The 17549-nt window shown below is 56.5% G+C and carries 17 protein-coding genes; 6 read left to right on the forward strand and 11 right to left on the reverse strand.

The annotated features are described in order from the left end of the window. Nucleotides 1–2 precede the first annotated feature (2 nt). Nucleotides 3–785, reverse strand: a complete 783-nt coding sequence (locus ACR3ES_RS20515; protein WP_170437925.1) for a tyrosinase family protein — start codon at nt 783–785, stop codon at nt 3–5. Between the two features lie 250 nt (nt 786–1035). On the opposite strand from ACR3ES_RS20515, the gene ACR3ES_RS20520 reads away from it, so the two are divergent. After that, nucleotides 1036–2115: an alpha/beta fold hydrolase gene (locus tag ACR3ES_RS20520; RefSeq protein ID WP_170437923.1), complete on the forward strand. Its 1080-nt coding sequence runs from the start codon at nt 1036–1038 to the stop codon at nt 2113–2115. 127 nt (nt 2116–2242) lie between these two features. Here ACR3ES_RS20520 and ACR3ES_RS20525 read toward each other — a convergent pair whose 3' ends face one another. The 8 genes from ACR3ES_RS20525 to ACR3ES_RS20560 all read right to left on the reverse strand — a co-directional run bounded on the left by ACR3ES_RS20525 (nt 2243) and on the right by ACR3ES_RS20560 (nt 8777). Then, the gene (locus ACR3ES_RS20525) at nt 2243–3625 is read right to left on the reverse strand and encodes an IS1182 family transposase (RefSeq protein WP_170687746.1); all 1383 of its coding nucleotides are present in this window, start codon (nt 3623–3625) and stop codon (nt 2243–2245) included. Between the two features lie 153 nt (nt 3626–3778). After that, entirely contained in the window at nt 3779–4927 is a 1149-nt protein-coding gene (locus ACR3ES_RS20530; protein ID WP_170438317.1) for a TonB family protein, read from the reverse strand. Beyond that, a complete protein-coding gene (locus ACR3ES_RS20535; RefSeq protein WP_170438315.1) occupies nt 4924–5301 on the reverse strand; it encodes an ExbD/TolR family protein in 378 nt (125 codons plus the stop codon). The genes ACR3ES_RS20530 and ACR3ES_RS20535 overlap by 4 nt, the downstream gene beginning before the upstream one ends. 4 nt (nt 5302–5305) lie before the next feature. Next, a complete protein-coding gene (locus ACR3ES_RS20540) occupies nt 5306–5632 on the reverse strand; it encodes a biopolymer transporter ExbD (RefSeq protein ID WP_170438319.1) in 327 nt (108 codons plus the stop codon). Between the two features lie 31 nt (nt 5633–5663). Then, nucleotides 5664–6326: a MotA/TolQ/ExbB proton channel family protein gene (locus tag ACR3ES_RS20545; protein ID WP_170438313.1), complete on the reverse strand. Its 663-nt coding sequence runs from the start codon at nt 6324–6326 to the stop codon at nt 5664–5666. Beyond that, nucleotides 6323–6763 (reverse strand): hypothetical protein, encoded by a 441-nt coding sequence (locus ACR3ES_RS20550; protein WP_480424349.1) that lies wholly within the window; start codon nt 6761–6763, stop codon nt 6323–6325. Before ACR3ES_RS20550 ends, ACR3ES_RS20545 begins: the two co-directional genes overlap by 4 nt. 599 nt (nt 6764–7362) lie before the next feature. Then, nucleotides 7363–8223 (reverse strand): sterol desaturase family protein, encoded by an 861-nt coding sequence (locus ACR3ES_RS20555; RefSeq protein ID WP_170438020.1) that lies wholly within the window; start codon nt 8221–8223, stop codon nt 7363–7365. Continuing rightward, nucleotides 8220–8777 (reverse strand): TetR/AcrR family transcriptional regulator, encoded by a 558-nt coding sequence (locus ACR3ES_RS20560; protein ID WP_170438018.1) that lies wholly within the window; start codon nt 8775–8777, stop codon nt 8220–8222. The genes ACR3ES_RS20555 and ACR3ES_RS20560 overlap by 4 nt, the downstream gene beginning before the upstream one ends. A gap of 1297 nt (nt 8778–10074) precedes the next feature. Here ACR3ES_RS20560 and ACR3ES_RS20565 point away from each other — a divergent pair. The 3 genes from ACR3ES_RS20565 to ACR3ES_RS20575 all read left to right on the forward strand — a co-directional run bounded on the left by ACR3ES_RS20565 (nt 10075) and on the right by ACR3ES_RS20575 (nt 13003). Continuing rightward, nucleotides 10075–11220: a winged helix-turn-helix domain-containing protein gene (locus ACR3ES_RS20565; protein ID WP_480493562.1), complete on the forward strand. Its 1146-nt coding sequence runs from the start codon at nt 10075–10077 to the stop codon at nt 11218–11220. 199 nt (nt 11221–11419) lie between these two features. Further along, on the forward strand, nt 11420–12079 hold the full coding sequence (locus ACR3ES_RS20570; RefSeq protein WP_170438014.1) for a peroxiredoxin: 660 nt from the start codon (nt 11420–11422) through the stop codon (nt 12077–12079). Between the two features lie 24 nt (nt 12080–12103). Next, on the forward strand, nt 12104–13003 hold the full coding sequence (locus ACR3ES_RS20575; RefSeq protein ID WP_170438012.1) for a sulfurtransferase: 900 nt from the start codon (nt 12104–12106) through the stop codon (nt 13001–13003). A gap of 368 nt (nt 13004–13371) precedes the next feature. On the opposite strand, the gene ACR3ES_RS20580 is transcribed toward ACR3ES_RS20575, so the two are convergent. Further along, nucleotides 13372–14148 carry an AraC family transcriptional regulator gene (locus ACR3ES_RS20580; protein WP_170438010.1) on the reverse strand — a complete coding sequence of 259 codons (777 nt, stop codon included), beginning with the start codon at nt 14146–14148 and terminating at the stop codon, nt 13372–13374. 119 nt (nt 14149–14267) lie between these two features. Here ACR3ES_RS20580 and ACR3ES_RS20585 point away from each other — a divergent pair, with 119 nt between their 5' ends. Then, nucleotides 14268–15518 (forward strand): MFS transporter, encoded by a 1251-nt coding sequence (locus tag ACR3ES_RS20585; RefSeq protein ID WP_170438008.1) that lies wholly within the window; start codon nt 14268–14270, stop codon nt 15516–15518. Nucleotides 15519–15980: 462 nt separating this feature from the next. Here the strand turns inward: ACR3ES_RS20585 and ACR3ES_RS20590 are convergent, their stop codons facing one another. After that, a complete protein-coding gene (locus tag ACR3ES_RS20590) occupies nt 15981–16550 on the reverse strand; it encodes a GNAT family N-acetyltransferase (RefSeq protein WP_170438006.1) in 570 nt (189 codons plus the stop codon). A gap of 120 nt (nt 16551–16670) precedes the next feature. On the opposite strand from ACR3ES_RS20590, the gene ACR3ES_RS20595 reads away from it, so the two are divergent. Next, nucleotides 16671–17498: a LysR family transcriptional regulator gene (locus ACR3ES_RS20595; protein ID WP_480425524.1), complete on the forward strand. Its 828-nt coding sequence runs from the start codon at nt 16671–16673 to the stop codon at nt 17496–17498. The last annotated feature ends 51 nt before the right edge of the window (nt 17499–17549 follow it).

Below are 17549 nucleotides of genomic sequence, written 5' to 3' on the forward strand. Positions count from 1 at the left end.
CACTAAACTCCTGGAACGATTTCGAGCTCGAACGTCGCGTACTCATATCCGAGAGCGTTGATGTCGAGCATGTCACGCGACGTCGTGTCGAGCCCAGGCAAAGGTTCGTCGAGTCGCGGCGGGTTTGAACCGGGGTTTTCCAATTGCCACAGCCACCAATGCCGGTCGTTTGCACAGTGAATAATCCAGAAACTAGGATCATAGGCTGTGAAGGCCGTGGTCGTTGCATCGCCTCCGATCCAGCCATGGAGTGCGTTATGGACAGAAGGATAATAATTGCGCCAGAAGCTGATATAGTTCTTTTCTTCAAACGCGGCTTTAACGTCTTCGTGCGTAGGAAGGCTGGACGGCGAGCCCACACTTCGTACGCTTTCCCGCCCACCGTCGACCCCAATCGGCTGTCGCGCCAACTCGTCAAAACCCCCTTCAGACGCGGGCAAGAAGGATCTTGGCAAGCCGTTTACAATAGACTCGTCAGAAGCGAAGTCGAACCAGGGCAATGCAACGGTCGGGTCAACCTTCATTAGAGCTCGTTCGAGTTTTAGCAGGTAAGCGCGGTGCCAAGGAAAAAACCAAATCCCGTGGTCGCAAAAGTGTGGTGCCGGCTCACCATGGATTCCGGCAATGTGCTGAAAACTGCTCTCGTCACCCGCGGGCTTTTCACACATTTCCTTCCAAGCATCCAAGAAGCGGTTTAGCTTTCCCTCATCCTTTTCTAACTCCCTCACGCTGGGTCGATACCTTAGCCCCGCAAGTGCTCTCTCCTGTTCCAAAATGTCGCTCATCCCATGCCCCTCCTGCAAATGAAAGAAAAAGTAACGAATGAATATAATCCAACCACGGTAAGATATGGCTGTGTGTGGAGTCAAATTTACCACTTAAAAGCGAGGCTCAGGCTCGGCATTTGCGTTCCTGCAAAGCTCAGAACGAAGGCACCTTGAGGACTATGAGGGGGGCAGTCTTATTAAGTGCCGCCCACTTGCATGGCGCTCGGCAACTCCTAAATGTAAATGGCGTTTACATGGAGGTGATACAATGCGGTTCACTAGAATTTGGGGGCTGTCTTTCCCTTTCATCCTTGCTTTCGCCTCAACACAATTGCTTGCCCAATCCGGCATCCAAGCCACTGGGCGCATCGTCGAGATCGAAGTTCCAGCCCCCGCGCTAGAGGGCAATCTTCTTGAAACACCCAGCATCCAGGCCGCTGCCATCTATCTTCCGCCCAGTTATGACCAACAGCCAGATAGTCATTTCCCGGTGGTCTATCTGCTTCACGGTATCTTTGACGACTACGGTGTCTGGATAGAAAATTTCGACGTACCAGCGATCTTGGATCGTCTCTTTGCAACCGGGCAAGTACCGGAGTTGATCGTGGTCATGCCCAATGGCGGTAATAAATATGGTGGAGGGTTCTACCGTAATTCTCCTGTAAGCGGGAACTGGGCTGACTATATTGCGGGCGATTTGGTCGGGTCCATTGATGCGCAGTTCCGAACCATCCCGGATAGCGCCGGCCGTGCCGTTGTCGGTCATTCCATGGGTGGCTATGGTGCGCTTCATCTCGCCATGACGCGCCCAGGCGTGTTTTCCGTGGTGTGGGCACTTAGCCCTTGTTGCCTTGCCGCCAATGATGACCTGAGCTTTGGCAATGACGCGTGGCAGCGCGCCGCATCGGTCACTCAGCCAGAGGAGATTCAAGACCTTGTCGAGAGCCGCGATTTCTATCCCATCGCGATACTCGGGATTGTAACGGCATTCAGCCCCGATGTAGAGGCAGCACCCATCTATGGGAGCTTTCCATTTAAGGTCGTGCGTGGAGAAGTGATCCTGAACGACACGGTGTTTGACCGATACCTGGATGAAATGCCTGTTCGGCAAGCCCGCGCAGCCCGTGACAGGCTTCGCCAACTCAAAGGCTTGGCACTGGATGTCGGTTTAAATGATCAGTTCTTACACATCCCAACGGGAACCCTTGAGTTATCGCAACAATTTGGCAAAGAACGTATCCCACATCTTTTGGATGTCTATAAAGGAGACCATCGCAAACAGGTCAGCGGCCGGTTAGAGCACATCATTTTTCCCTGGGTTGCTGAGCGACTAGAGATCACGAAATAGACAAGAAGATGCACTTGCAAAAAATGCGAAATCCCAGCTGATTCCGTTGAAAAAGTTGCCCGTCCTTAGCCGTTTTGGCGAGCTGTCGCTTTGATTTCTTTTGGGCGTTGAAGGCTGGTTCGCCGGTTTATCCGATGGCGGGCACCAGCGGCTTGAGTTTGGCCAGTTTCCGGAGGTTTTGGGCGGTAGCTGCGAGGGTAAATTCGTCTTGAACGCCGCATGGCCCCCGTAATCGGAGCCGCCCCAAACTGAGAATGCGTTTGAGGTGGGCGAAGAGCATCTCGACTTTCTTACGGCGCGCCTGAGCCTTTGGATTGAACTCAGAGGCCGTGCATTGGCGTGCAAATTCCCGGACCTCCTCGAACCGCTCGCGGGTGACGGAACGTGCATCGACCTTCGGGCAGCACTTCTCCTTCGCGGGGCAGATACTGCAAACCATCTTGCTGGCGCGGTATTTGCGACGCCCTGTTCGCGGCTGTTTATTGCGGGGGTCCTTGTGGTATTGCCGGGTGCGCTTCAGCTCTTTGCCTTCGGGACAAAGATACCTGTCATTGTCAGGATCCCAGATGAAGTCAGAGCGCGACCACGTTCCATCCTGACGTTTCGATTTGTCGAAGACAGGGATGAACGGCAGGATTTGTCGATCCAGCGCAAGCCAGGCGAGGTTCTCTGCGGAGCCGTAGGCGGTGTCGGCAGCGACCCAGCCCGGCTTCAGCCCGAACCGTTCGCTGGTCCGGTCTATCATGCGGCGTGATGCGCCCACTTCCGCTGTTTTGACGGACCGGGTGGCCTCAACATCGACAATGATCCCATGATCTGTGTCGATCAGGTAATTGTCCGAATAGGCAAAGAACGCAGGACCTTTCCGGGCTGCCGTCCATTGGCTGGAAGGGTCCGCGTGAGCAGTGAACTTGGGCTTCACTTCGCTGGCGGCTCCAAAGGCTTCGTCATCCAATACATCAAGATACTCGCGCACCGCGCGTGGCGCATCAGAAAGAGCGATCTCTCGCGTCGCCCAGTCCTCGGGGTTGCTGGAGTTCTGCTTCTGGACATCCGCGACGATCAGACTGGCATCGACCGCAAAGCCCTGACCACCAACCAACCCTTCCGCCATGCAACGTGCGACAGTCGTCTCGAACACATGCCGCAACAGGTCACTCTCGCGGAAACGTCCGTGGCGGTTCTTGGAAAAGGTTGAGTGATCCGGGATGCCGTCCGTCAGATCGAGGCGGCAGAACCACCTGTAAGCCAAGTTGAGGTGCACTTCCTCGCAAAGTCGACGTTCCGACCTGATGCCGAAGCAATATCCCACCAGCAGCATCCGGATCAGAAGTTCAGGATCAACTGACGGACGACCCGTGTGGCTGTAGAAATCCGCAAGGTGCGCGCGGATGCTGTTTAGGTCGACGAACCGATCAATCGAACGCAGCAGGTGATCCTGCGGAACATGCTCCTCCAACGAGAACTCGTAGAACAAGGCAGCTTGCGCCTCTTGCCTCGGCCCCATCATCGCAAACCCTCCCGCTCGTTGAGAGGATTGAATCAGGCGCTGACGACCCAATCAAGGAAGAGTTTTTCAACGGAATCAGCCCATAACGATCACTCGACAAGGGATCGATTTTCTGCGTTTGCAGCCCGCACTCCGGCCATTCGCCGCTGCTGATCAGTTGATCTGATAGAAGAATGATAGCTTTCGGCTTATGCCGCCCGGCGGGCGCGGGAAGGGTGCCGCGCTCTGAACCTGTGCCTTAGCAGCGCGGTTGACATTCTGGGAACCCGAACTGTTAACGACGTCGACCCAAGCCAGCGTTCCATCCGGATTGATCTCGAAGAAAACCTGTGCGTACCCCCTGTCCTTGACATAGACGACCCGGGATCGATTGAGATGGACCAGTACCTCACCGGCATAGTTTGTTGTGTCAGCGTTGCCCGGTCCGCGCCCACCTGACCGGCTTCCGCTGTTTCTCTGGCGGAAGGCATCGATACCATCGCGCTGATAAGTGCGAAGCGGCGACTCGACCAACTGCGTGGGATTGCGCAGGTTACTGAAATCGTTCAATCCGTCGGGCAAACCTTTCAGCGTGGATGTTGGCCGCTCTTCGCGTAAACGCGGTCGCGGAGAAGTGGCCAAGGCCAGATCAGTCGCACCCGTTTCTTCATCGCTTGCTGCGGCATCGGGTTCGTCAGGCACCGGCTCTGCCGTTTCAAGTGGGATTTCCGGAACGATGGCCGCCTGTTCCAACGGGACAACGGGAACTGCTGCGGCCTCGGACGCCGGAGCGATCTTAGCGGCAGATGCATTGGATGGCGCGACCGCGGTCTCGGCCTGAACGGGTGCTGCGCTGCCGTCAGCCGTGCCAACCGGAGTTTCTGTAACCGTGTCGGGTTCCACCGGCGGTGTTGCAGCCGTTTCCGCACTATCTTCGGGCGGGTCTTCACCCTCTGGCGCGTCGGGTTGAGGCGGTTCCGTTGCCGTCGGTTGCAGGATTTCGGCAGTGCCGGTGTCGGGCGATGGAACTTGTTGCGGGTCGTCCGAGGCCACACGCGCATCGCTGGCCGGTACTTCCGCCGGTTCAGGTTCCGGCGCTGTCTCGAGCGGGGGATCGGGTACTTCTGCGGGTTCGGGTTCCACCGGATCGGCGGGGGTATCCGCCAGATCTTCGAAAGCGCTGCCCAAGGCGACCGTGTCCGCTGTGCTGTCCGTCGCAGGCCGTGCTGCCGGATCAGGCACAACAACGCTCAGGCCAAAAACGTGAACCAGCAGCGACACCAGCAGCGCAATCGTCGCAACAGCCAGCGACCGGCGGATCATTCTAGGGCCTGCTCGGTCACGAGAAACACCGAGGATGCGCCAAGGCGGCGGAGCGTGCCGGTGACCTCAATCAAGCGGACGCCAGAGACATTGCGGTCGGGTACGATCCTGACAGGTTCGGGGCCGTGACCCGTCATGTAAGCCTCCGGATCGGTCGCTGCGCCGCGAAAGCTCAGGCTTCCGTCCTGGTGCAGCACCAACGCGTCGGGCGGTTCCCGCCCCTCAAACTCGGCCGTGTTCACAAGCTCCAGATCGGGGTCGAGCGGTACGGCCAACGTGCCGGTAATCAGGAAGAAGATCAGCATCAGAAAGACGACGTTGATCAGCGGGATGGTCGAGTCGCGTTTGCGGCGGGGGCGGGCGTGGCGGATCATCGACTCACTCCAATACCGTTACGCTCAACTCGTCGCGCCCGCGTAGACGAACCAGAAAATCCACCAACCGCTGCGCAGAGGTGTCGGCATCAAGGCTGACCAGAACCTGCCCGGTCTCGACCTGCCCGGCCAGTTCATCGAGCGAGGCCGGCGCGCCATTCAACGTCAGCCGTTCTGCACCAAGCTGAACAAAGACCCGTTCCGTCGGTTCGCTGGCTGCTGCGCCCCCGGCGGTTGCGCTGCTCAGCTCGATCTCGCTGAAACGCGAGAAAGTCGATGACAGCATGAAGAACAGCAAAAGCAGGAAGATTACGTCGATGAGCGGTGTCATCGACATGGGCCGTCTGACAAAGGGCGCTGCCCTACGCATGCTCGGACGCGACCGAGGAGACCTCGGTTCCCGCCGCCGCGATGGGCTGACCCGGCACCAGCACGGTGCGTAGGGCCTTGTCCGCGAAGACCCGCTCACGCGCGGTGCGGCTTTCGAACCAGGAGAGCAGCATCGAAGTGGGCATGGCCACGGCAAGGCCAACCGCCGTGGTCATCAAGGCGACCCAGATGCCGCCGGCCAACAGAGAGGGATCGACAGAGGAGCCCGCCGTCTGCAAGCTCTGAAACGCTTCGATCATGCCCAGCACCGTGCCAAAGAGCCCTAGCAGCGGGGCGAGCTGCGCAATGGTGTCCAACAAACGAAAGCCTCTCTCAAGCCCGGCAAGCGCCAGACCCGCTTCGGCGTCCAAACGATCATCGAGGCCGGGCGTCTCGGGCGTATCCATTGCGGCGCCGACAATCGGGGCGAGGTAGCTGCGGCTGTCGTCAAGACGCGCACGTGCCATCTGCCGGTCTCCCTTGTCCCAAGCTGCAAGCGCCTCGGACAGAACCCAGTGCCGACCGACCCCACAAGCCGCATATTGCCAGATCTTGTAGATCGTTACCGCCAAGGTCAGCACAGACATTACGATCAGGATCGCGACCACGGGGCCGCCCAGGGCCAGGATCTCGCGCAGGGCTTCAAGCGGGTTCATCCGAGAAGCTCCACTTCAACACGGCTGCTTGGAGACAGCGCCTCATGGCAGACCTTGCTCTCGGCCCCCGCGACAACGCAAGAATTCGCCCCGTTGATCAATGCCTGTCCCACCATGTCGCAGGCCATTCCGGGCAGATCGAACTGGCGCACGCGCGGTCGTCCCGCCGGTAAATCGCGGAAATCGAAGAGTGACAGGCGCACGACGCCACCGGTTGCATCGAATATCACGGTCTCGAACACGGCTTTGTCGATCTCTTCTTCTGTCATGTTTTGCGCAAAGAAGGTCAGGCGGCAGGCGCCGTCAACATCCTTAAGCGCGTTCAGTTCAATAAGAAGGTCCGACGGCTGCTCTGTGGTGACCTGTGCGAGCAACGTCGTCTGAAACGAAGATGCAACGACCAAAAGACCAGCAAGAGCAAGGCGACGAAATAGCATGGTTTGTCTCCCGACCGCAGATTTCTTGAATGTCATAGAACCGCGACGCACCGCGTCTGTCATACCAAAACTATGTCAACTCGTCCCTGCTTTAAAGGGTCATTCGGAACAGCCTTGGCAGCGGCCAAGGTCGGCTTTTGGCCCTGTCCGGACCTTCACCCAAAAGTCTCCATGCTGCGGCGCGGCCCGTCGAACCTGCCGTTCGCTGCGAGCGCAAAATCAACGGCTGCCTGAACTCGCGAAATGTGGACAAACCGGCCATCCGTGTTTTTGCTCCAGACGGCCGCATAGCTCGAAGCGTACGTTCAGAACCAGACTTCGCTTCTCCCGCGTGTTACTGCTCTATCGAGTACGCGATATCTAAAGTTCGCAGCGCTCCTTCTATGATTTCGGTATCAGATAGCTCAGCCAAATCCCGTGCAGTTTGTGCGCCATTGAACGCCATGATCACCGGTTCGCCCGTATACTGATATGGGGATCACGGCTCCAGTTTGTCGGGATATAGCTGCTCGGCGCTCGTTCGCCCTGCGCCGCGCTGGGCATTGGCGCGAAACCGGTGGCCAGAGCGCCCAATGCTGTGTTCACGAAAGAGCGTTGATTCATTTGGCAATCTCAGTTTTTGTTTTCTTGTTTGTTGACCAACTGGGTGCACGAAAGAGAATAGCAATCGCCTCACTTATACTTTCGGACCGGCGAACATCCCGCAAAAGATCGGGCCATTCGGAGAACCAGACTTTGATCGGGTTCTGGCTGTTGAAGTCACGTTTCAGGCCATAGCGTGGGGTTTCTTCCTCGATCTGAAACGTCCCCCAAATCCGATCCCAAATGATAAGGATGCCCCCATAATTCTTGTCGAGATACTTTTCATCGCAACCGTGATGGACCCTGTGATGTGAAGGTGTGTTCAATACGCTTTCGAGTGGTCCCAACTTCCCGATCAGCTCGGTGTGTAGCCACGTCTGGTAAGCCAGAACGGAGATCACCCCAAAGATGATGGCCTCTGGAGGAAAGCCCATAATCGCCAGGGGAATATGCGCGAGGAGCGACCAAACACCTTCCAGCGGTCCAAACCGCACACCTGTGACGATGTTCATATCGCGCGAAGAGTGATGAACTGCGTGTTGCGTCCAAAGCAGCCGCACCTCATGAGCAATCCGGTGTTCCCAGTAGTAGGTAATGTCCGCCAGCAGGACTATCAGCAGCAGGCTCCACCATGTCACAGGGATGCTCCACGGCAGCCCTTCAGAGATGATCCAATAAACGCCATAAGCACCGGTTAGAATGAACGTCTCAACCAATAGGTACGGGATCTGTGTCGATGCGCTTGTCAACATTTCGCCAAGTGTCTTTGCCTTGAACTCGCCCTTAAAGACCATCTCGGCAATCTCAATCAGCAGGATAGCGGCGCCGATGAGGAAGAAAGCACTATCAATCTGAACTGTCAGATTTTCCAGGTTCATTGTGTGCTTCCTTTCAATCCTTGTGACAGAGTGCGCCAGGCCAGTTCTGCAGCTTGTTTCGGCGTTGCTTCACCTGAACGAACAAGGGACCAGGCCGCATAGGTCAGGTTTTCGTATGCTTCGACGATCCATTCTGTCGGCACATTCGGATCGAACGCGCCTTCCTTCTTTGCTTCCTCGACATCACGCCGAAGTTCTTCCAGACTCGCGTCGTAAGCGGCGGCAATCTCGGGGTCCGCTTCCAGCCCTTCGTTGGCTAGGAACCATTGGCGGTTCGCCAGTGGCACAATCGCGAACAGTGAAAGGCGAAATCCCTCTGAATAGCTCGCTGCGTTGGCTGTCGCGTGTTCGACGGCCTCATCCAGTTCGGTCATCGCTATTTTGGCTAATGCCCGCATCAACTCGGGTCGTCCGGGAAAGTGTCGATGCAGTGTGGCGCGGCCAACACCTGCGCGTTGCGCTACATCGCCAAGCGAAGCCGCTTGGCTCTCTGAGAAGACCTCAAAGGCAGCATCGATGATTGCGTCTCGGGTCGCTGGTCGAATCTGGCTCATGAGACATAGATGTCTCATATGGGACATAAATTCAAGATCTCGTGCGGATTTGTCTTCTCCAGAGAATGAGAACGCAAGGAGAGAGATCAAAGAGACGGATTGTTTGGTTTGCATATGTAGTTTTCTGGATGCAGCCAATGGCAGCAATGCAGTAATGCAAGCGCGGCATCGAAGATTCGGCCTCAATGTCGGCTTAGGGCCAGCTCGACGGCCTGGCAATAAATGCTGCCGTTGGTTGAACATGTTTGACAGATACCCTGTGGTCTGAGACGATCCCAACATTCGCAAAGGAGATTCTGACAATGGACCAGCATACTTTCTGATCCCGCCGCGCACTGACCCGAAATGGCAGAATGCGCACCGAAACACTCCTGCGGAGGACTCTGGCAATGGACACACGACGATAGCCCCTTGTGGGCGTTCGTAGTCGTGCATCTGCGCGACTTAAGCTTCTTTTTGTCATGAGGTGCAATATGCCCTTCAAGCCACCAAAAATTACCCGTGAGGGAACCCTTCCTGCTGTGGAGGACACACTGAAATCTACGAAGCCTGTGGAGACCAAAGCCAAACTACCGCGTGACCTGCGCAAGAAAATGCCACGGCGAGCGGCCAAACGGATGAACATGCCCGGGAAAGCGGGCGGTCGTTAGAAACTGGTGCGGGGCGCGTTTTTCGCCCCGCACATTTAACCTGAATGGTCAGCGGCGAAGCACGCGCCCGAGAGCGCATTGCAAACCAGTGTTTGCATAACAGGTCGATGCAGAACGGTTCGCGCGAAACTCTGGTGCCAGTGCTCAATTTATGCAGGTCTACGCTGGCGTTTGCGGCCAAGACAGCCTGTCTGACTTTACACAAGGCGACATCGCCAACTTAAATAACTTCGATACAATCTCTTCCGGCTTTGGTCGCGTGTCCGTCGTTCTTGGTCCTCCGTTTCTTCAACACAGCTGAGGACCAATTCACTTAGGGAGATTCAGAGCAGCTCTACTGTGCCAGATGAGATTGGTTCGAACTTTTCTGACAGCACCGCTGCCAGTCACCTAAGTCTTGTCCTCGACGAGAACCAATCTGCTTCCTATCATCGCGTGCGGGGTAACAGTCGCCGACTTAGTGACTTCGTTTTCCGAGCGGGTTAGGTGAGTGTTGCAGCACTCTCAATAACGTGAGTTGCACTCTCTCTTGCGGTTCATATAGAAACTTGGAATTTAGTCTCGCGAGGCTTGTTTTGTTGTATTGCAGTGTTTTTCATGTCGGTTCGTGGCGCATCGACGTTGCCGCCAGAAGCGCAACCAATGGATTGGTTGAAAGCAAGTTATCCCCACGCGCAGTTCGTGTTCTGGGTGCTCTGGCGCAGGCTCAGGGCGACGTGGTGTCACGTGACGAGCTTTTGACCCATGGGTGGCCGAACGTCACAGTAAGCGACGAAAGTTTAACCCAGGTCATTACCGAGCTTCGAAGAACGTTCCGCCGCGACGGTAGCGGGCAAGCGGTCATTCAAACTGTGGCTAAAGCGGGGTACCGGGTTGCAGCACCGGTGCTTATGGAAGCAGATCCCGACCAGTTTCCATCGACACAGAGCAGCGGCTTCGATTTTGAGGCTTATCGACTGTGCCTGGATGCTCGCATGGTACTTTCGCGTAGTGGACCGGGTTCGACAGAGCGCGCCGAGATGCTTGCGCGTGAGGCCGCCGAACGTGCGCCGGACTTTGCGCTGGCACAGGCCGAGCATGCAATCATGCTTGTGCAGCGGCATCTCTATCGACAAGGCGGATTCGACGGCTTGCTTGAAGCGTTAAATCGCGCGCAAACGGCTGTGCGTCTGCGTTCGGACCTGTCGACTGCGCATTCCGCGCTTGGATATACGTTCGGTGCGTTGAACCGATGGGCTGAGGCGAAACAGTCTTTTGAACACGCGTTGGGTTGCGATCAGAATGACGCCGACGCGCATTACTTGGCGGCGAGAACCCTATTTGCAAGCAGGGACTACGCTGGGGCCACAACGATGGCCGAGCGAGCGGCCGCTTTGGATGTTGAAAACTATCGACCGGTGTATCTCGCGGCCCGCGCAGCTGCGGCCGTTGATCCCATGCGTGCACGACGATTGGGGGAACTCACGCTGAAACGCGTGCGCACGCGGCTAGAAATCGACCCTTTGGAACCGCGCGCGGTCAACACGCTTGGCCCCCTGATGGCACACTTGGGCGAACACGATGTGGCGGCATCTACATTGGAGGCGGAAAGCAGTATTGGCTCGCCAATGGAGTTTTACGATGTAGTGGCACGCGCGCTCATTGGAGACGTGCCTGGGGCAATTCGAACCCTTGAAGCGGTTGTGGATCGTGGATGGTGTCACCCTGCCTGGCTCGCCGCCGAACCCGCGCTCGCCTCGCTAAACTCCGAAAGAGCCTATCGCAGGATCGCATCGCGACTCGGCGCCGCTTAGCCCCTCTCTGAAGCCCCTGACTTGTCCTGCAGCTTTCCGGCGTGCGGGATGTTATAGGCGTGAAGTTAGATTTCAGGTTTCTTTCAGGTTTCTTTCAGGTTCGGTCCGGCGCTTGCGCGTAGTTCTAGCAAATCGTTTCTGATGGGCCTGAGACCAATGCCTTCAGACCGAGTGACGGAACCCAAAGAAAGGGATTGCAATGCCTCTTGCTATTAACAGCGAAGCCCCGAATTTTGTCGCAAATTCGACCGAGGGTATGGTTCATTTTCACAACTGGATTGGCAACAGTTGGTGCGTGCTTTTTTCGCACCCAAAGGACTTTACGCCTGTTTGCACGACAGAACTTGGCGTCGTGGCCAAAATGAAACCCGAGTTTGAGCGCCGCGGGGTGAAGTTGATTGGACTATCCATCGACAAGATCGAAGATCACACTCGTTGGGCAAACGACATCAAGACAGCGACCGGATACGGTCCAAACTACCCTCTGGTCAGTGACCCTGAACTGCAAGTCGCAAAACTCTATAACATGTTGCCCAATGACACTGAGGGGGAAGCCGAGACACGAACGGCGATGGACAATGCAACTGCGCGGACCTTGTTCGTTATCGGACCAGACAAAAGGATTAAGCTAACGATCTCGTACCCAATGACCACAGGACGCGACTTTAACGAGGTCCTGCGTGCAATCGATAGCTTGCAACTGACTGCCCGTCAGCAACTGGCAACTCCCGCCAACTGGAAACAGGGCGAGGACGTTGTGATCGTGCCATCCGTTACCGATGAAGTCGCGCAGGAACGGTTTCCTGACGGGTGGAAGGCCCCGGTTCCATATCTGCGTTTGGTACCGGCTCCCGCTTGATCTGCGCACAAAAGGAGAATTGAAATGACGATCAAATTTTCGCGTCGCGGTTTTGCCAAGGCGTCAATCGGCACGGCTGTGACGCTCACACTCGTGCCGACCTTCGCACAGGCCAATAGTTACGCGCATCCTGAGCTTCTTGTTGATCCCGTTGATTTAATGCGTGGCGGGACGGCGAGCGAGGACGGTTCGACCGAGGCGCCGCTTCTCATCGATATTCGTACAAAAGACGAGTACGACGCGGGCCACATTCCCGACGCGGTATGGCTCGACCCCAATGCTGTCGTCGCAGACCACAGTCCGGTAAGTGGCGCTTTGGGTACCCCAACTGGTATCGCCCAAATTCTGGGGGCATTGGGGATATCTCCACAGCGCCGAGTGGTCTTCTATGATGATCGCGGCGGATTTCATGCAGCGCGCATGTTCTGGTTGTTGGAATACCTGGGACATCGCAATGTTGCGCTAATGAACGGCGGCTTGACGAACTGGACATCAGCAGGTGGCACGCTATCGACGGCACCTGCATTTCAACAGGCTCGTAAGTTCCATCCAGCGATTAGTCCACGCCGCCACGCTTCGGCGGATGACGTGCTGCGACAAAAGGGGGCGAAAGACGCGGTTCTAATCGATGTGCGACCGCCGAATATGTATGCCGAAGGCCATGTCCCGTGGGCGGTGAACATCCCTTGGGCAGAAAACCTCGATGCAAATGGGCATTTCAATTCAGCGGGCGTTCTCATGAACCAATTTGCCAGTCATGGCGTGACGCCCGACACAGACGTCATCATGCATTGCCAAAACGGACTGGCCTCTTCACACAGCTACGTGGCGCTGCGACTGTTGGCGTTCCCGCGCGTGCGAGTTTACCATCGCTCCTGGGCAGAATGGGGAAATGATCCGTCTTTGCCCAAGGCAACATCTTGAATGTGCCGGCACGCTGGGAAACTGACGTGCCGCTTTCCTTTCAATCACAGCGGTACAGTTCAACTTCATCCGCCTGGTAGGCTGTCAACAGCGGTTGCTGCGTCGCTTGATTGGGCGCTGTTTGCCCGATGCAACTACCCGTGTTGCAGTCACAAACTCCATAAGTTCTGCGAGGTGCGCAAACGACTTCCTTGGAGAAAAGAAATGCTGCTTCGGCGAAATTTATCAAGATTCGGTTTGTCCCACGTAGCGCAAGTTCAACCAGCCTCTGATTTTGCGCTCGCAGCAAACTGCAGGTTCGACGGACCGTATCGAAGCATCGGATGGCAAAGCTCAATGACCGGTTGGGCCATCAAATCATCTAATCGTCACGGCAAAACAACTCTGTCCTTTAAAACCTCTCTTGGACTTACGCCAAGCGTTTGCCGGAACATGTAGCTAAACGCGCTCGTCGACTCGTATCCCATGTCGAACGCTACCGAGGTGACGCTTGCACCCGACGCAAGCAACGAGACGGCATGCAAGACCCGTACGTGCCGCAACCATTTCGACGGTGGCATGCCCGTTTCTGCAATGAAAAGTCGTTCGATGGTCTTTCGACTTGCAGGCACATCTGACAACCAAGCCACCACAGAGCGAACGCTGCCTGGGTCATCGAGAGCAGCTTGAGCAGCCCTCTGAAGGCGTGCGTCTTTCGGTAAAACCAGAATGAGCGGAACGTCCTTTGCTGCGAGCATCTCGTGTCTGAGAAGGTTTTGCAGCGCTGCGTTGTGATTGGTCGTGCGCGTATTTGTGGCCTCTGGCATCGCGGCAACAAACAATGCATCCAGAAGCGGTGTCATTGCTACGACCCGGCAGTCTGGGCCAAGCCGCTCCGCCTCGTCGCGATTGACATCGACATAATGCATGACGTTGTTTGACCCGTACCTCATCCAGTGCTTAAGATCCGGGGGAACCCATATCGCCATGGCCGGACTGAGAAGCAGGACGCGGTCTGGAGTTCCCACATACATCGAGCCTGACGCCGCCGAGATGATTTGACCAAAATCGTGACAGTGCCAGTCGTAGCTTTCGCCTGACGCCGGCCTGATCGTCTCACCGAGATATCGGGGCCGATCCTGTTGGATACTTTGGCTGTCCGTCATTGACGAATCCTCGATGAAAATAGCCTCTCTTTCGACAGACAGACATATCACCATTAGCTAGATATCGCCAATCCATCGGGCATTGGGTCCGATGTGTCGCTCTGAACGGAAAAGCTACCATGACCAACCGAACCTTGATGGCCTGGTTCGCCGTGGGCCACTTCGCGAACGACTGGCCAATTGCGTCCCTTTGGCTGATCGTGCCCGCTGCTGGCCTTGCAATGAAGCTTTCGCCCGCTGAGGTCGGTTTGCTCTTCACGCTGTTCAGCGTTGGCGGTGCCTTGGCCTACGTTCCTGCAGGCCTGTTGGCGGATCATATTACTAACCGCGGCCGCCTTCTTTTCGGGACGTTTGTCTGGGTCGGGGTTGGCTACGCCCTTGCGGCGGTGTCTCAGGGCTTTTGGAGCCTGGCAATTCTTCTAGCACTCGCAGGGATGGGGAATGCGGCCTGGCATCCCATAGCAACCGGTGTACTGGCGAGAACAAACGAGAGCACTCGTGCCCATGCCTTGGGTATACATGCGGTTGGCGGCTCCTTCGCAGAAGTCTTGGCTCCATTGACGGTAGGGTTGCTTCTGTCGACCGTCGATTGGCGTGGCGCTCTGGCCGTTTCGGTGCTGCCGGCTGTTTTCGTCGGTCTTTGCTTCCTATGGGTGGTTCAGGCAATCCCTGCTATTGAAAATCCACGTGCACACCGACAGGATCTTACAGAGCTGGTGCGGGCTTGGCGAAGCCGAAACGGGTTGCGCATTGTCGCGACAGTTTCTCTCTACAACATGGCACTGATCGGATTACTGAGCATGATCCCGCTGTACCTGGCGACGGCTCGCGGCTTTGCACCAGGAGCTATCGGGATCGCTTTCGCGGCCATTCTCGTAACGGGCGCGCTGGCCCAGCCGTGGGTTGGATCGGTTTCCGACAGGCTCGGCCGCTTTCCGGTACTCGCAACCGGAAATGGGCTTGCAGCCTTGGCAATTGGAACCTTGATGTTCGAACCTCCGTTCTGGTTCATGATTGCCATGATGGCGCTCGGAGTCGCGGCGCTGGACGCAGTGAGAGCGGCAACGCTGGCAGCTGCTGTTGATCACTCTGATCGCAATGAAAGCACTACTTTGGGTTTCGCGTTTGCTCTTTTGGATGGTGTAGGTGCGTTTGGAGCGGTGCTGGCCGGAGTGGCTGCAGGTATATCCTGGGGCGCCATGTTTGGCCTATCTGCGGCACTCGCATGCAGTGCAGCGGTTCTGAGTGCCAATGGGCTGCGCGGTTCAGCACGATCCAGTAATCTGACCTCAATCGTCCCCATCAAGGGAGAACGCATGACAATCGACGAGGCCAAAGCCGAACATGCGCGGCGATTTTGGTTCCTTTAGGCAAATTACCGGGAACCACAAAGAACGATGCGTCAAGCGACGGACAGGACCAAATCACAGGGAAACCCAGTAATGATTGCATACATTTCAATTGGTGCCGACGACATGACGTTCGCGAAACGTTTTTACTCCACGTTCCTGCCGGATCCTGTATGTTAGCTAGGCGCGTTGAAAGAAGAGGAGGTGAGCCACGCATAAAGTTCTTGCCTTTACGGGCCGTGCGGATCGAGTTGGAAGGTAACCTGTCGCGCCCCACGGCTTGCCAATGCCAAAAATGCGGCAAGCATTGCGGTCACTACGAAGCTTCCTTAGATATTCCCCGGGCGACGCTTAACGTAGAAGGGGAGAACGCAGTTTGATGGTACCGTTCGCCTGAGAAGATCCTGCAGTATTCTGCGGCACCTGTGGGTCGATACTGTTCTGGGACCCGACCCGTTTACAAAGGGGAATCCGCCCCGGTCCTTAGTTTGGTTTATTTGGAAATGGTTCCGTAGGCGTTTCTGGATGTTGAACCAATACCTTTTCCATCGCAATGAGGCGTACGATGTAGCCGTTTGAAAGCCGTCTTTCAACCGGATGAAGAGTTCGATAGCCAAGACAATCATAGAGTAACTGACCGGGCAGTGTAGCAGTCAGTGCGAGGTGGTGGATGCCGTTTGCGCTGGCATCTGTTTCGATCAGCGCCATGATGCGGCTGCCAAGTCCTTTGCGAGCCACGCAAGGATCGACATACACGGCCCGGACAAGCGCTTCGCCAGGCATCAGAGAGCCGGCGGCCACGACGTTAAAGCCGCTCGCTCGATCAGACCAGCCACCGCCAGCGAGGATCGAGCCTGCGCGATCGGCCAGTACATGGTAGTGACCGTCTTCAATCAGATCGCGGGTCAGGATTGGTACTTCCTTCAACGCAAGTCGCATCGCATCCAGATCGTAGTGACCGCAGCTGAGGCCAAGCGTCGCCCGGTCTCGGAGAGCCATCAACGCCTCTAGATCGCCAGGCGCGGCGAGGCGGTGGATCAAAGCTTGTATCATCGGGTGCCTCCTTCACCGCAGAATTTGCCGAAAACGCGCGCCATTTGACAAACGAATTTACTTTCTTGCAAAAATTAGAAACTCTAATGGGGATGGACATCGATGCGTTAAAAAGTATTTCTGGCGGTGACAGAAACCGGAAGTTTCACTGCTGCCGGCCGACAGATCGGGCGCACACAAAGCGCTGTGAGTCAGCAGATCAAGAAGCTCGAGGTAGAGATCGGGCGGGTGGTCTTTGAGCGGGGTGGTGGTTCAGTTCAACTGACCCAGGAAGGGCGGCGGCTTCTCGGTCCGGCGCGTGAGGTGTTGAATGCACATGACAGGGCGCTTGAGGTCTTCGCACTGCACACTGGCGCGGGTCGGGTGGCGCTGGGAATGGCTGAGGTTTTCTTGGCGCCGATCCTTGATCGGCTTTTGCCCGAAATACGGAAGGCAGCACCGGAAGTCGAATTGTCTCTTTGGGCCGAATCTACACCTCAGCTGATCACTGGACTTCGCGACAGCGGGCTTGATCTCGCCCTTCTTGCTGGAAATGCGCCCGGGATGCCGAAAGCCGTACCTTTGTTTGTGCGGGATGCTGTATGGATCGGACCTGAGGTCGTTGATCTGCACAAAGTCGACCCATTGCCGATCATCGCTTGGGGGGAAGGCAGCGACTACACACGAACGATTCAAGGTGCTTTGGAAGGGGCTGGGCGCAGCTATCGTGTTGCGATGAGCACAAAGAGCTTTGGGGGAATGATGGCGGCGGCAAGGGCTGGGATCGGCATAGCGGCAGGATTGGCCGAGAATGCCGAAACTGGCCTGAGGGTACTTGGAAAGACAGATGGGATGCCCCTGCTTCCCGGACTGAATGTATCACTGGCACGCCGAACTGAAGCTCGATCGAGGGCCGTCCGAGAGGTGGAGCGCTTGATTTTCAAGCTTTTTGCCGATGGAACTGGCTGATTTTCACCCAATGCGGACAAGTTGTGTTGACACTAAAACCTGAGCTTGTCC

This window comes from Ruegeria sp. B1 (assembly GCF_056535885.1).